The organism is Vibrio sp. 10N, assembly GCF_036245475.1.
Lineage (GTDB): Bacteria > Pseudomonadota > Gammaproteobacteria > Enterobacterales > Vibrionaceae > Vibrio.
The window spans coordinates 391,956-408,844 of the sequence record NZ_BTPM01000002.1; the positions used below are offsets into that span (position 1 = coordinate 391,956).

Consider the following 16,889-nt stretch of genomic DNA (forward strand, 5'->3'; position numbering starts at 1 on the left):
GGCACCATACTCTTCAAACTAGACGGAATATATGTAGGATGAGCCTGCTTAAATCCATATAATTGATGGATACTTTGATGGTCTTTTTCTGTACAAGCAAGGCCATAGAAACTTAATAGCTATACCCATTGTTAGGGGAAAGCTAGAGGGAATACCCTCAAACAATAAAGAGATAAACCATGAACAACAACGATCTCGTCGCCAAACTCTGGAAACTCTGTGACAACCTACGTGATGGTGGGGTGTCATACCAAAACTACGTTAACGAACTGGCCTCACTGCTGTTTCTTAAAATGTGTGAAGAAACGGGTCAGGAAGATGACCTGTTACCAGAGGGGTACCGCTGGGCGGATTTGAAAGCAAAAATCGGCCAAGACCAACACCAGTTCTACCGCAATATGTTGGTACAGTTGGGCGCCGATGATCACGCGATTGTTCGAGCGATTTTCCAAAACGTCAACACCACTATCACGCAGCCAGCGCAGCTTACCGAGCTAGTGGACAACATGGACAGCCTTGAATGGTTTGAAGGTGATAAGGGCAAGAGCCGTGATGATTTTGGTGACATGTACGAAGGCCTACTACAAAAGAACGCGAACGAGACCAAATCAGGAGCTGGTCAGTACTTTACGCCGCGTTCGCTTATCAGCACCATCGTTAAACTTATGCAGCCGCAGCCGCGTGAAATCATTCAAGATCCAGCAGCAGGCACAGCAGGCTTTTTGATTGAAGCTGATAAATACATCAAAGCGCAAACCAACGATCTTGATGACCTCGATGATGATGACCAAGAGTTCCAAATGACCAAAGCCTTTGTGGGTTTGGAACTGGTGCCAGAGACCCGTCGTCTTGCACTGATGAACTGCTTGCTACATGACATCGAGGGCGATGAAGATGAAGGGGCTATTCGCCTTGGTAATACACTAGGTAGTGCGGGTGAAAGCTTGCCAAAAGCCAACGTGATTTTGACTAACCCTCCATTCGGTAGTGCCGCAAGCACCAACATTACTCGCACCTTTGTTCACCCAACGGGTAACAAACAGCTTTGTTTTATGCAGCATATCTACGATGCGCTAGAGCCAGGTGGCCGTGCTGCGGTTGTTATCCCAGATAACGTCTTGTTTGAAGGCGGTAAAGGTACAGAAATCCGTCGAGACTTAATGGACAAATGTAACCTGCACACCATCCTACGCTTGCCAACGGGCATCTTCTACGCGCAAGGGGTGAAGACTAATGTGCTGTTTTTCCAAAAAGGCACGCCAGAGAATCCAGCTCAGGACAAAGGTTGCACCAAGGAGACTTGGGTATTTGATATGCGAACCAATATGAACACCTTTGGTAAACGCCGCCCACTAACAGACAAACACTTCGATGTATTTGTAGACGCATACGGTAGCGATGCGAATGGTCAATCTGATCGTGTTGAAGGTGTATACGAAACGTTAGGTAACGTGTTTGCAGAAGGCGAATCTTCAGTAGAGCAAACCATCGAAAATGCACGTTTCCGCAAGTTCAGCCGTGAATATATTCGCGACCAAAAAGGCGATAGCTTAGATATCTCATGGCTTAAAGATCTCGAAGCCACGAGTGCGGAAAACCTACCAGAGCCAGAAGTGCTTGCCGGAGAAGCAATGGCAGAACTCACTGAAGCCATGTCTGAGATCTACCAACTGATGCAAGCACTTGGTGCGAACGATGAAGCTGAGTCACAAAAACAATTGCTTGAAGAAGCCTTTGGCTTGGCAGAAAAGCCGGAGGCAGAGTAATGAGTAAGTTGCCGAAGGGGTGGGTTGAGTCGTCACTAATTGACTTAGCTAAGTTTATTGATTATCGAGGACGTACTCCAAAAAAAACTGAGGAAGGTATCCCCTTAATCACGGCTAAGAACATTAAAGATGGTTTTATCAATCGCGAACCGAGGGAGTTTATTGCTGAAGCTGACTACGATGGCTGGATGACTAGAGGTATACCTATAGTAGGGGATGTTTTGTTAACTACAGAAGCTCCTCTAGGTAACGTTGCTCAGATTGATATAAAAGAAAAATTTGCTTTGGCACAAAGAGCGATTTGTTTTCAGTTTTACAAAAATGAAGTAGAACGTTTTGTTTACTACTATCTTCGTTCACCTTTGTTTAACCAAAAGCTTGGATTGAACTCTACTGGTTCAACTGTTAAGGGAATAAAAGCTGCGACGTTGAAAAAACTGCCAGTGCATATAGCACCACTTACCGAACAAAAACGCATCGTCGAAAAACTCGACGAGGTATTGGCACAGGTCGACACCATCAAAGCCCGCCTAGACGGCATCCCTGATTTGCTAAAACGCTTCCGCCAATCGGTACTTGCTGCTGCGGTGTCGGGTAAGTTGACGGAGACTAGCTCTAGCATATGGTTAGAAGGCGAACTATCCGATGTTGCGACATTTCAAAATGGCTATGCTTTTAAGAGTGGGTGGTTTAGTGATGAAGGCGATTTTCAAGTAATCAAGCTTGGTAACGTTAAAGATGACTATTTAAAGTTAGATACAGCACCTGCTTATTTGAATTCTAAGCAAGCACAGGAATACCTTAAATTTAAGCCAAGCGTTGGTGATATTTTACTTTCCATGACGGGGACTAAGTTCAAAAGAGATTATGGTTTTGCATGTTTAGTTGAAAGGGACTTACCGGTGTTAATTAATCAGCGAGTTGGTCGGATTCTTCCTGAGCGTAAAAAGGTAATCCCTGAGTACTTGCACTTGTACCTTCGTTCGGAATTGTTTAGAAACCAGTTTTTTGCAGGAGAGACAGGTGGTGTTAATCAAGGCAATGTCGGTTCAAAGCACATTATGTCTTGTAAATTGTCTATACCAAGTATGGAAACACAAAACTTGATTGCATCTAAAGCTAGGAACCTATTTGATCTCGCTAACACCATCGAAGCACAAGTGAAAAAAGCACAAGTGAGGGTAGATAATCTAACCCAAAGCATTTTAGCAAAAGCCTTCCGTGGTGAACTGGTTCCACAAGATCCAAACGATGAGCCCGCAGACAAGCTTTTAGAGCGCATCGCAGAAGCCCGCAAAGAGGCCGAAGCGCTCGCTAAAGCCGCTAAAAAAGCAGAGAACGCGAAAAAGCGTGCAGCGAAAAAGGCTGCTGAAAATAATTAATTTATAAATTTATTAGCACGCACAGCAGCGTGCTTTTTTATGAGTGTAACAATGGAAACGTCAAATCAATATTCAGGTGAAACCAGCTTAGCGCAGTTTTTCAACCAGTATAAAGATGCCACTGCAAAGTGGCACACTGGTTACACGCGTACTTGTGAAACTATTCAAAATGATCCCGACATTACAGATGAAACGTTAGCGTTGATTTGGTATCAGCGTGATAACTATGTTTCAAGTCTAATGCAAGGGGCCCCGTCTCAAGAAGAATTTGAGAGAGCGAAGTCATCGCTGCGGGAGTTAACGCTGCGTATAAAGGCTGAACCATCAGCAGAGATGTACTCAGAAGCTCAGCGGCTAATGCTCGAATACAAATCTAAACAGTTACTCAATAAAAACTATAAAGCGCTGCTTAACAGAGCCTTTTCTGCAATAGCTCCTCGCATATGCATTTCAACAGTAGATGACCGCTATTTAATTAGGGCATTGACTTACCTTAACAAGCGTTTCGATTTGGGCTTGTCACTTAAAGGCAATTGGTTCGAACTTAATCAAGCTTATACAACGGCGTTAAGAGCGCACCTTCCTGAAGACTATGACCATTTTCTTGCGAACATGGCAACATGGCAAGTTTATGAGGATCTTAAAGAAAACCGTCTAGGTGATGGTGAAATACAAGAAAAGGCAAATAATTCGTATACATCGGAAAGCAGCATGACAGCAGTCAAAAGTTCTGAACCATTGAACCAAATCCTTTATGGCCCACCAGGAACAGGTAAAACCTACCACACTATTGAAGCAGCAGTAAAAGCCGCAGAGCCAGAGTTTTACCTTGAGCTGAATATCGATCAGAAGGTCGGTGCCACTGCGGAGCAACGTGCTACGCTCCAGAAAAAATACCAAGAACTGTGTGATGCTAAGCGTATCCGCTTTGTCACGTTCCATCAAAGCTATGGCTATGAGGAGTTTGTAGAAGGGTTGAGTGCAAACTCAGTAGATGGACAAGTCTCTTATGATGTCAAATCGGGCATTTTTAAAAGTATTTGCGAGCAGGCGACACAAGGGATAGAGCAAGACAATGACCCGCTGGAAATTGCAATTGCCGCGCTTAAAGAAGAACTTGAAGAAGGCTCTTCACTGTCTTTATCAACGCAAAGAGGTAAGGCGTTCGATATTCAATATCACGGCAATACGACCTTCAGAGCATTTCCCCATGAGACAAGTCATGAAGATTTGGGTAACGGCTATCCTGTTGCTATAGACAGTATTCGTAAGCTCTATCGAGGAGCAAATGTAAGGGAGTTCTATAACCCTTCATACGTAAAAGCCATACTCAAATATTTAGTCACCAAATATAAGCTACCAGAAAAGCCTGCGACCTCTGCACAAAATGCCAAGAACTTTGTTTTAGTTATCGACGAAATTAATCGAGGCAACATTTCAAAGATATTTGGTGAACTGATTACGTTAATAGAAGACTCCAAGCGCTCTGGAAAAGGGCAGACTGAATCAATCGAAGTCGTTCTGCCTCACTCTGGCGAGACGTTTTCTGTGCCAAATAATCTATACCTTATTGGAACGATGAACACTGCTGACCGCTCACTAGCTATGATGGACACCGCATTGCGACGCCGTTTCGAGTTTGTCGAGATGATGCCAAAGCCTAGCCTTTTGAGTAGCATTATGGTTAAAGGCATAGATTTAGAGCAGTTCCTAGAAACTCTAAACCAACGTATTGAAGTACTTTACGACCATGAACACACCTTGGGGCATGCTTTCTTTATGCCAGTCAAGGAATGTGTTGAGCAAGGTGATGATACTCAGGCCTTTATCGTGTTGAAGTCGGTCTTTCAAAACAAAATCATCCCTTTGCTCGAAGAGTACTTCTTTGAAGATTGGAACAAGATCCGTTTGGTGCTAGCGGACAACCAGAAAGCCGAGAATTCCCAATTAGAGAGCTTGCAGTTTATTTCTGAACAAAAGCTTACCACCGCGGCGTTGGGAACTCTGTTTGGCCATAACCATGGCTTAAACCAGTACGGTGAGGAACAACAGAAATTCACACTAAAAGATAAAACCGACAGTGTCTGGGATAATCCTTCTGCCTACATTGGGATCTATTCGTTGGGCCAAGCGTCGGGTGATTAATCATGGGCGCTAACAACAGTCCATTACACAAGGGCAACGGGGTAGCGAGCGGGCATCCTGTTGTCTTTGAGTTTGGTTTTCTTTGTAGTGACAAAGACGCTGCGATTCAGTACGGCTTTTGCCATGTCTCCGAACGTTCTTTTGAATACCTTGAGTCGCTTTTCTTCAATGAACAAAGTGCCAGCCAGCACGATCTAGAGCAGAGAGACAGTAACGTATCGCAGTTTCTGCAATTGAGAACCCGTTTTGGTTACAAGGTGCTGCAAGTAAAGAACTACGTTGGTGTCATTTTTACGCCACATGGCCAGCATATAGAGGTGTTGCCCAAAATAGCCAAAACGGCGGAAGACTTTGAATTGGGTGTTACTGAGTCACGAAGCAAACTGTTAATGATGCTCAGACATCTAGGCGAGTTTAGGCACCTAGCCACCGATTCCGCCAGCGTCGATACGCTTAAGATGCCGCTCCTTGAAGTATTTATTAAGCAGTTTTTGGATAGCGTAAATCAACTGGTCAAACGCGGCTTGCGAAGTGATTATGTGCGCCGTGAAGACAATTTAGCGTTTCAAAAGGGTAAGCTCAAAGTATCTAAGCAGCTTCGTCACAATGTGGTGAACAAACATAAGTTCTTTGTTGAGTATGACGAGTATCTTCAAGATCGACCGGCGAACCGTCTGATTAGGGCTGCGTTAAAAAAGGTTGCCTCGTACACCAGAGCCAATGTTAACCAGCGTTTATTGCGAGAACTCGACTTTGCTTTCGATGAGGTACCCGCAAGTCTTAACGCGAAACAAGATTTTGCGCGAGTGAAATTGGACCGAAGTATGAGCTATTACCAAGCACCTCTGGTGTGGGCTCGTTTGATTCTCGAAGGTTTTTCTCCGCTGAGTATGAAAGGCATGTCGAGCGCACAATCGTTGCTGTTTCCGATGGAATCAGTGTTCGAAAGCTACGTTGCCTCAGTGCTAAACGAGCAACTCATACCCGAAGCAAAACTGCATACCCAAACGACCAGTGAGTATTTGGTTCAACATCAAAAGCGGCGCCAGTTTCAGTTAAGACCTGATCTGCTTATTACTTACTCTGAAGGTATAAGTTCGAAAAAAATAAAACTGGTGCTGGACACGAAATGGAAGTTGATTGATATCCAAGCTAACAATTATGGCTTGGCTCAGTCTGACTTCTATCAAATGCTGGCCTACGGGCAGAATTATCAAGATGGAGCCGGTGATCTTGTGCTGATTTACCCACAACATGATGGGTTCCAAGAGCCGATAGAGTTCTCATTTGAGTTTACCAAAGACCTACGGTTGTGGGTTGTCCCGTTTGAAATAGAGCAGGGTGGGCTTAGTCGATTGATTACCAGAGACTATCACCCATTTCACAAGCTTATGAAGAGTGGACCCTTGCATTTGTGAGTTAAGCTCTAAGTAATTGTAATGCTCAAAATTGTAATAAGAATGAACCGCTAATGATTAGAGACGAACTATTAGACAGACTTTTACTTGAATTTGGTGAACCAGCACGCGTCACTAAAAAGGTAAATGCATGGCATATCACCAGCCAGTTCGGCATCGTGATTGAGGTCGATACGCCAAAAGATGGCTCGTATGCCAATGTCTGGCTACCTGAACCATTTGGTAATGTGACATTACCAGAGATCCCAACAACGCGTTACCCCGAAGATAAAGGTCGTCACAGCAACACATACAGCACGCCAGGTCTAACGCGAGGGGAGTCGGCGCTTAAAATTAAGGTACAGACCTTAAAGCATATTGAAATGTTTTTGGGATATTTGTTGCCGGAGTAACGGGTCTGTTTTAGTCAATTAGAAAAGTAACAATAACGTCAGTTAGGTAGGGGCAATATGAACACATTCAGACACTGTATTCAGTCAATTTTGTCTTTTAGAGATTTAGACAAAGTGACGGGACAACCACTTTATAGCTATAAGCTCAGCGATAACGAGTTTGAGCTGTTGAAACAATCACTGTCAGACAGTTTACGAAACAATAGCATATCCAGTTACGTTCCGACGGCTATCAGTTCTGAATGGTCGGGGGCCTTTGTGTTATTTGCCTCTGAGTGGTGGCGCAGGGAGTTTTCAGGTGGACATTGGAGTTGGGAGCCTGTATTTGGTGCTTTAGGTATTCATGAGTCAGAGCTTTCTCCTGCGCAGAGAAGTCGTATGGTAGCCGCTGGCTGCCGCTACTGGCGAAGGCCAATTCTAATGAATGCGCAAGGTCATATGTTTCTGGGAACAGTTGCTGTTGAAGGGGGACTGCCGCTGCAGTTGGTGACCGATTCGAGCAGTAAACTCGCCTATTACTTTGAACAGGTGATTCAAGACTTTGGTAAATTCACACTATCAAAGCCTGATTCATTGGCGATAGCAAAAGCTCATGATCATCATATTGCGTCTTCATTTAGAAACGATGCGGTTTACTCAGTGGTCGGTAAGATCGCTGAAGCGATTTTTTCTTTGGCCGATCAGCATGACCTAGGTAAGCAAGAAGATCCCTTAATGTATCTTGACGTCGTTGAGCCCAACTGGGTAGATAGGTTGCCACTCAACATAGAGCATACGGTCGCTAAGAGTTTGTTAGACAGGGCGTTAGGTAAAGCGATTGTTGTTCAGCGTAAGATGCCGGAAACGATTCGATTACTTCGCTCGTTAAAACCACAGCACAACAGACACGCCTTTACGGTCGATGATATAGGTGAGGTTGAGGTAAACTACGTTTACTCGTTAGAACTAACGTTGCGTTCTCGCGTCAACACACTTTACATTCAGCAGCTATTTAACATGGCGAGCTTACCTGAACGTTTCAGTCTTTTCGCTGTGGGCAAAAAACCGCTTCTTGTGGCGAAGGCCTTTCGCCCCAAAAATACCCCGGATAGATACTTAGTTGATGTCCTTGAAAGTCAGCTGCCTGCAGATTGGTTTAGCTGTGAAATAGAGTTGATGGCTAGAGATGATCAAGGTGAGACGTGGTTTGCTCCTGTAATAGGAGGTAGCTCGGCATCTGATAAAGAACCTTGGGTATTCATCGAGAAAGAAGAACAATGGGTGTTCTCAGGCGCAGGGGACGTCATCTGTGAGGCCAGCAAGGCAATCATTGCGACTCAACAAGGATATGTAGTCGAATCGGCTTCAGAGCAATGCGAGGACATAGCCAGCTCTGCTTTGCAAGATAATCGTCAGCTTACAATGCTTCGAGAGGCTGGTCGATACAATGTCGGTCAGTATCAAATCGTACTTGGAGGTGAGAGGGTTCAACCCAAAGAGTATGTGTGGCAAGGTGACGTTTTACCATTTCAAACAACGCCACAAAAAAGCTTCATAGGCACCCCAAAACTCATCGAACTGAATGAGCAAGGTGTTCGAACTCCGATACAGGATAGCTCGGTTCATTGGCACGATCTGAATAAGCAACAATGGTCCTCGTTGAGTACACTACCATCGGGGAAAAGTGAGGTTCGATACACAAATCAGTCAGGTACCAACAAGCACTTTCGAATTGCTAGTGTTCCGAGTGATTTTCGAGTTGATTTAATTCCTGCTACGGATCTTAGCCAAGGCAGAGTAATCATATCAACCAGTTGTCCCCCTTTGGTAGCATTGGCAAAAGACAACCATGATGATGTCAAAATGGAGTTGTCGTCAACGGAGCAAGCAGTAGTTCTCGAACTTAGTGCCAATGGCACTTACCCGCCAGCATACATAGATATCGAAATCTGGTGGCAAGATAAGCCTAAATCTATAGAAATGAGATTGCCTTTCCCTAGTAAGGGAGTGTGCTTACTTGACGCTAAGCAACAGAGAGTTGACAACTACAGTGAGATTTTGGTTGATAGCTTGAGTAGCTATGAGTTATACGGTTGTGGATTAGATGGTGAGATTGAGGTTCAGTTCTCGTTGAAAGCTAAGGACGTTAGAGGTGCCTTTGCTCGTTCTGCTTTTTATAAAACGGTGCTCTCTTCGGTCGAAGACATGTCTGCTGGTTTATCACTCTCCGCATTTCGCTCTAGCATTCAATCTCTATTTGCGCTTTCGACAAGTCTAGATGCAAAAGTAAAAATGGAAGTCATGCATCATGGCCACGAGGTTTTTTCCGTTGATCTCGCACTGTATCAATGTTCACTCTTACCAGACCGTTCTAATAGCCATGTAGTTTTGAGCTCAGCGGCGAGCTCACACCTAGATAACATTGTAGCTATAGACTTGTTTACCATTCCTCTAGGGCAGCCAGACCAGACGCCTATTCCACTGAAACTAGAGTCTGTAGATGATTCAGGACGCTATTGTTGGCATATGCCTGATGAGGAGCTCGAGCCGGGCGCTTGGTTAGTTTATTGCAACGAACCTAAATTTGGCATTCGACCTGTTATGTGGACGAAAGATCTACAACTTCTTCCGGCCCCTAAAGGTGCTTTTGAAGCCGCAGCTGGCATTAGTCGGAACATTGATCGCATCAAAGCCTTCAGTCATGCAGCAAAAGAGTTAGCCGCTGACTACTCATCGGTTGAGTGGAAGTACGTTCGAACATTATTAGCTTTCAATCAAGTACCTTTAACTACCTTCGATTTATGGCGCGGAGCCTCTCAGCAACCTGAATTCATGCTTGCGTTGCTACTGCAGGCTAACAAGTCAGAAATCGAAGCTGTATGGCATATGGGTACACAGTTTCCTATGTTGTGGACTTCACTCGATATTCAGCAGTCTATTAAAGTAGTTCGAGCCTACTATGAGTACTTACTGGAAAGGCTAGGTGGAGAGGGCATGGAAGAGCTGGTTCAAGACAGGATTATGAAAAAGCTATCGGAATTAGAATCTTTCTTTCCTAGCCTTTCTTCGCTCATACAGTTATTGGGCGTCAAGATTGCTTTCAATTTAGAGAAGTCCTTTATAGAGGTCGGTGATTATACCGCTCAACTTCGAGCCATACGTGGTCAATTGGCACAGCGGAAGTGTGAAAATGAATGGCCATGCCATAACGCGAACGATGTGTTTGGGCAGGTGATGCAAAGAGTGCACAAACAGATCGTAGAACTTTGTCTCACTGGTGATTACTCATTTAAAAACAATGTAATGAACGCTCCCGTCCTTCTTGCATTGGCGACGGCTGGACATGCTGATTTACGAATGACCGCTGAGGTTGTTCATGCGATGCGAGAATATCGTAGGTTTGATGAAACCTACTTCGATGAAGCGTTTAATCTGACACAGAAATTAATTATTGGTTTGCTCAACGTTTAGTTTGGAGACAGCGAAATGGAATATTTTGAATCAATTATTGATCAGCTAACGAAGCGTGCTGCGAGAGCAACACTTGGGCAATTTGGACTTCGCTCTAAACCACTCAGAGAGTTTCTATGGAATGCCTTTAGTCAATCGCCGGGTAACGATGGGGCATTTCTAGGGGATCCTGTGTTCGAAGCAACCTTTGGTTGGAAACCACACACCGAACCCATGACCGCCTTATCAGGCAGACTGTTGGAGAGCCGTCTGGTCAGTGCGATGGAAAACCCTCCCAAAGAGCTTCGTGATGACTATAAGTTCGATAGTAGTTGGTATCCCTATGCCCATCAATATGAGGCTTGGGAACATCTCTCTAAATCAGAACCTCGGTCAGTGATTGTTAGTAGCGGTACTGGCTCAGGTAAAACAGAATGTTTCCTTGTTCCAATTCTTAACGACATTGTAAGACGCCAAAGCAAATCAAACGGTGTTGAGGCGCTGTTCTTGTATCCTCTAAACGCTTTAATTAACAGTCAGCGTGATAGACTTGCAGCTTGGACACATGAGCTTGGCGCTGATGTAAAGTTTTGTTTGTACAATGGCGAAACTAAAGAGAACGTGCCCGCTGCCAAGCAACGTATCCAGCCGAATCAACAGCTTTCTAGAAAGGCATTACGTTCCGACCCAGGACAAATCTTAGTTACCAACGCGACGATGTTGGAATACATGTTGGTTCGTCAAAAAGATGAGCCCATCTTAGCTAAATCCAAGGGCAAGTTGCGTTGGATTGTCTTAGATGAAGCTCACACATATATAGGTTCTCAGGCTGCAGAACTATCTCTGTTGCTCCGAAGAGTTATGCATGGTTTTGATGTCACTCCAGATCAAGTTCGATTTGTAGCGACCTCTGCGACGATAGGCGGTAAGGATTCAGACACCGAACTGAAAGCATTTTTGGCGGATGTGGCTGGTGTGGATATATCTCAAGTTTATCTTGTGAAAGGCCATCGTGAAGTCTCGTCTCTTTCAGAGCTTGATTTACCGTATGCAATGGATTTGGAAGCAATAAATGCCATTGCCAGCATGAGTGAGCGATATAAGGCGCTAGAGTCGATTGTGCCGCTTCGTATTCTTCGTCAAACCTTAAGTGCTGATGACAACCGCTTGTCGCTCCTCCAAATAAGAAAGCTCCTCTCAGCAACAGATGAGCTGCTGAGTGAAGAAATCACACTTAAATGGTTAGACATATGTGCATCAACCAAAGATTCCAGCGGAATGGCCTTTATTCCATTTCGTATGCACCTTTTCCATAGAGTCTCGGGCGGCCTTTGGGCGTGCTCAAATCCGAGTTGCTCTGCAAAAACGAACACGCCTCTCGATAGCATAGAGTGGCGCTTTGGCATGGTGTACATGTCACGTAGAGAAAAGTGTTCGTGCGGTTCTCCTGTGTTTGAAATGACGAGTTGTAACGGCTGTGGCACAAGTCTTCTATTAGCAGATGAAAGTATTGCTAAAGAGTCTGGTGATACCGTTCTAAGTTTGACCAAACCAGAATCCAGTGTGGACGATTTCTCTTTGGATATTGAGTCCGACGACATCGATTCGTATGAAGATGCTGACGCTGATGATGGTGATGTACACTCTAGGTTGTGTATTTTAGCGGAGCAACCATCGGATGAGACGGGTTCTTACTGGCTGAATAATGATCGAGTTTTGAAAAGTGCGAGCTTCAAACAGGCATATTTGGTCAATAAAGTCGAAGGCTATGAGAAGTCCAACGGCAATGGTTTGGGGTTGCGCTGCCCTTGTTGCCAACATACTAAGATCCAAAACTTTGAATTTTACCGTCACTTCCGCAACGGTGCGCCATTCATGTTATCGACGGTGATCCCTACCTTGCTAGAGTTCTGCCAAGATGGCAAAAAAGAGCAACTAAAAGGTCCGTGGAACGGCCGTCGGATGATTACTTTTACAGATAGTCGGCAAGGCACAGCTCGTTTTGCTGCTAAATCACAACAAGATGCGGAAAGACAGTTTTTACGAGCAGCTCTATTCCATTTAGTCGCGGACAGAACACTGAAAAGTGGTACTTTGACCCCTGAACAACGTGCAGACCTTGAAAAATATAAAGCTCGATTGGATACGTTCAAAGAGTTAGGTGATGATGACATGGTTGAAATCATTGAGGAAAAAATTGCGTCGCTAGCAAATGCTGGTGATGTTTCTATTCCTTGGTCTGATGTTGAGCATGAGTTGGCCAAAGAGAAGGAGCTTCAGTATTGGATTAAGGACTCTTATCAGCGCTTTGATGAGCAAATGAGTATGGTCAAGAACCCGCTATTGCTTGCGAGATTGCTGTTATTAAGAGAGTTTAACAGCCGACCAAAGCGACAAAACACCTTGGAGACATTGGGGCTCATTCGATTGGAGTTTGCTGCCATAAAAGATAAAGGCAACACAGCACCACCAGAGTGGAGGCAATTAAACTCGTCAGTAGATGAAGCTCAAAAATCGTGGGTCGAATTTCTGACACTTTGCCTTAACTTCCATGTGCGAGCTAACAAAGCGATTTCTCTCAGTGAAGAACAGCAGCGTTGGATTGGTGCCAAATTCTCTCCTGGGTTGATTATAGCGCCGGGTGACGACAGTCAATATCGTAACATTCAAAGTTGGCCGCAGGTTAAAGGTGGTAGCGTACAACCACGACTTGTAAGGTTGTTGGTTACTGCGTTTAATCTTAACCTTGACGAGAAAGAGGATAGGGTAAGAATAAATATCATTCTGCAGGAGGCGTGGAAAGTATTACAACGTCACGTTCTCTCTGCCAGTGGAGATGGTTACCGACTGGAACTCGAGAAACAGGCCAGCTTTAGCCTTACAAAAGACAAGTGGCAGTGTCCTCATACACAAAAGATCATTGATACACCCTTACAAGAGGTGTCACCTTACCTTAATGTTAAGGGAGCTCGCCAAGACCAGCTTTGCCGCCTTCTACCTACGCCATCGTACCCGTACCCCTATGGACGAAACGTTGAAGATGGCTCTCAGGTAACTTTGGAACAAGTAAGAGGTTGGCAAGAAAACGAAGAGGTAACGTTCCTACGTCGTGAGAATGCTTGGTCTGATATTTCAGACAGAATTGTCGAACGAACACCATACTTCAGGGTTGCGGAGCACTCTGCACAGTTACCTGCGAGTTTGCTAAGAGATTACGAGGACAAGTTTAAAGCAGGGGCTATTAATGTTCTTAGCTGTTCCACTACTATGGAGATGGGTGTAGACATCGGTGGTATTTCGGTCGTCGCCATGAATAATGCGCCGCCAAACCCTGCAAACTATCTGCAGCGAGCGGGTCGAGCTGGCCGCCGTGGAGAAAGTCGTTCCGTAGCACTGACGCTCTGTAAGAATACTCCACATGGTGAGCATATATTCGAGCAAACTCGTTGGGCTTTTGATACTCCTATCCATGTTCCCAATGTTTCACTGTCGAGTGAGTATATCGTTAAGCGTCATATCAATGCGCTATTGCTTTCCGTATTTTTGAGGACGCATCCTCTTAGTGACAATGCGCTGCGTTTGAGCTGCGGCAATTTCTTTATTCCTCTCCATGATAGCTGTCCAGCCCACGCAGAGCTGTTTGCAAGCTGGTGTCGAACGGATGCTTTGAATGAGATTAACGCAGGCCTAGAAACACTTCTTAAGCGCACAATATTGCAGGAAACAGCGAAGCACCAACTAGTGAGAGATGCCGCTAGTCAAATTGAAGACATTCTAGGGCGCTGGAAAAAAGAACATGAGTTGTTGATTGAACAAAGCGAGGAGATAAAGAGTGACAGCAATAGGCTATCCACTGCTCAAGCTGCTGTAGAAACTCAAATTCAACGCTTGGAAGGGGAGTATTTGCTTTCTGAGCTGGCTCGAAAAGGCTTTTTACCTGGATATGGTTTTCCTACGGATGTTGTGTCGCTTAACAATGACAATATCGAATCGATCAATCGCCGCAAAAACGTAATACAAGCAGCAAAGCAGGCGAAGTCTGCGAAGGATAATCAGCTAGAGCATCGTATCGATAACTTATATAGCGCCAGAGACTATCCATCGCGTGATCTGTCTGTCGCCATCAGGGATTACGCACCGGGAGCGGAGGTTGTTCTGGACGGACGCGTTTATCAATCAGGTGGTGTCATTCTCAATTGGCACAGCCCAGCATCAGCAGATCAAGTCAGTGAAATCCAATCCTTATTGTGGGCATGGCGTTGCAACCATTGTGGCTCTAGCGGTGTTGACAGAGCACTGCCAACCAGTTGTAAAAGCTGTGATTCTGAGTTGGAACCAAACACTTACCATCGTTTCATCGAGCCAGGTAGTTTTGCGATTGATATTCGTAACAAACCACATAACGATATCTCAAAATTGACCCATATCCCTTTTCAAGATCCGTGGGTGACAGTTGAGAAAAAAGATTGGGTGGAAATGAGTGTAAACCCAAGCGTTTTGTTTAAATCTAGCCATGACGGTCATGTCTATTACCATAGTACCGGCTTATCTAATCGTGGGTACGCTCTTTGCTTAGAGTGTGGTCGAATGGAACCTATGCCTGATGATGACTCTGTAACGGCTCATAAGGTTCTTGAAGGACATACGCGCCTTCGTGGAGGTAAAGGTGAGTTAGAGCGTGAGAGTGAAGTCTTTTGTGGAGGCAATGAGCGAGATTTTGCGATAAAAGGACCAATCGAACTGGGTCACAGTACACATACTGACGTGTTTGAACTGCTGCTATTTAATGCGGACGGTTCTGTCTTGAGCAATAGAACCATCGCTCGTTCCATTTCTGTTCTGATTAGAAATGAGTTGGCAGAGAAGCTTGGCATTAACAGTGATGAAATTGGTTGTACTACAAAGCCGGTTAATTATGCTGAACAAGAAGCTCAAGCTATTGTGCTTTACGACTCAGCTGCTGGAGGCGCAGGTTTTTCAATCAAGGCCTCTGAGTATATCGTTGAGTTATTGCAGAAATCTAAGCGCAAAGCGGTCAGTTGTTCGTGTGATAGGGCATGTCACCGTTGCTTAGTTGATTATTCTACTCAACACGCGCTAGAGCTATTAGATAGAAGGGCTGTGATTGGCTTTTTAGATAATGACTTTTTCAATCGAATGTTACTGCCCAGCAAGTTTGAGCTTTTCGAACGTGACAACCAGAGGGAATTAAAACCACTGGGTGTTGCCATTGAACAGGCTATTGCACATGTTAGGACGCCAGTCCTCAATGTATATATATCGAAGAAAGCACTGGCAGAACTTGAAGCTTGGCCATTGATTAACTCAATTTATGATTGGGCGAGAGAGCGAAGGCTGAACCTAGTGCTGTCAGAGAGTGAGTTATCCCACTTAGATATTTCAGAGCAAATTAGTTTATCTTGGCTTTCAAGTCACCCAAACATTGCTTTGAGGCAAACGAAAAATGTATTACCGGACGGACAGACTATATTCGCTGAAGTTGTAGAAGACGATCTAGCTCAGTGTTGGGGTATTGTCGATGAGCATGAGTCACAGCTGATAAAGGGCTTTAGAAAGGCGCCTGCACTAGCGGAATGCGTTCTAGAGATCCTAAAGGATCCTGAAAAAGTTGGGAGTGTTTCCATTCACCAAGAACTTGATGGACCAGCAGATCGGTTCGGAGCCCTATTCTGGACAAGCGTGCTTAGGTCATCTGATCTTCTAATGAAGAGAATGCAGAAGCACAAGATAACAGAAATCATATATCAAGATAGATACCTGGTGGCACCTCTTCCTATGAGCCTATGCCTTCGAGCAGTTGGTGCCATACTTGGTCATTACGAAGGATGCCGAGCTCGTATAGTAACGGGAGCACTGAAAACAGAAGCTGAACTAGAAAAAGAACCGTACAGGAAGAATCAAAGCGAAAATAAAACTATTCAAGATAACTGGCGAAGTGAGGAAGAGCGTCAATTAGTTTTGGATGAGGCCATTTATCAGTCTGGTTTAGATATCGCGTTTAAGACAAGAGACAAGTATTCGTTACCTCATGCCAGAACTATGTCGCTAGTTTTTGATGATGGCGTGACAGTGCAGATTTGGCTGGATCAAGGGTTTGGGTATTGGTGGGTTGATAAATATTCTAACGAGAATGGGCTAGACCCGCATGAGCCAATAGAGCATTCGGCTCGTGACTTGCTATATGCTGATTGGAAACTGCGAAGTGGTAAGTGGCCGACAGCGATATTTTTCTCGGTTGATTGAAGAAAGACAATCGCCAGCCATTAACATTAACTCTGAAAAATCTGGCAATAGGCACCTAGTATCGAGAAATACAGGCTAGGTGCCATAGTCTAC

At 44.7% G+C, this 16,889-nt stretch carries 7 protein-coding genes; all 7 read left to right on the forward strand.

Features of this window, described 5'->3' with window-relative positions; translation table 11 throughout:
* The first annotated feature begins 179 nt into the window (after nt 1-179).
* Genes AAA946_RS17955 through AAA946_RS17985 form a run of 7 tightly spaced genes read left to right on the forward strand, consistent with a single transcriptional unit; the run spans nt 180 to nt 16,796 of the window.
* The gene (locus tag AAA946_RS17955) at nt 180-1,766 is read left to right on the forward strand and encodes an N-6 DNA methylase (RefSeq protein ID WP_338166150.1); all 1,587 of its coding nucleotides are present in this window, start codon (nt 180-182) and stop codon (nt 1,764-1,766) included.
* Nucleotides 1,766-3,148, forward strand: coding sequence for a restriction endonuclease subunit S (locus tag AAA946_RS17960; RefSeq protein ID WP_338166151.1), 1,383 nt, complete (start codon nt 1,766-1,768; stop codon nt 3,146-3,148). The genes AAA946_RS17955 and AAA946_RS17960 overlap by 1 nt, the downstream gene beginning before the upstream one ends.
* 51 nt (nt 3,149-3,199) lie before the next feature.
* Nucleotides 3,200-5,293, forward strand: a complete 2,094-nt coding sequence (locus AAA946_RS17965) for an McrB family protein (RefSeq protein WP_338166152.1) — start codon at nt 3,200-3,202, stop codon at nt 5,291-5,293.
* Between the two features lie 2 nt (nt 5,294-5,295).
* Complete coding sequence (locus AAA946_RS17970) at nt 5,296-6,711, forward strand: McrC family protein (RefSeq protein ID WP_338166153.1); 1,416 nt, start codon at nt 5,296-5,298, stop codon at nt 6,709-6,711.
* A gap of 53 nt (nt 6,712-6,764) precedes the next feature.
* The gene (locus tag AAA946_RS17975; protein WP_338166154.1) at nt 6,765-7,103 is read left to right on the forward strand and encodes a hypothetical protein; all 339 of its coding nucleotides are present in this window, start codon (nt 6,765-6,767) and stop codon (nt 7,101-7,103) included.
* A 57-nt stretch (nt 7,104-7,160) separates the two neighbouring features.
* Nucleotides 7,161-10,553 (forward strand): STY4851/ECs_5259 family protein, encoded by a 3,393-nt coding sequence (locus tag AAA946_RS17980; protein WP_338166155.1) that lies wholly within the window; start codon nt 7,161-7,163, stop codon nt 10,551-10,553.
* A 15-nt stretch (nt 10,554-10,568) separates the two neighbouring features.
* Nucleotides 10,569-16,796, forward strand: coding sequence for a DEAD/DEAH box helicase (locus AAA946_RS17985; RefSeq protein ID WP_338166156.1), 6,228 nt, complete (start codon nt 10,569-10,571; stop codon nt 16,794-16,796).
* Nucleotides 16,797-16,889 lie beyond the last annotated feature (93 nt).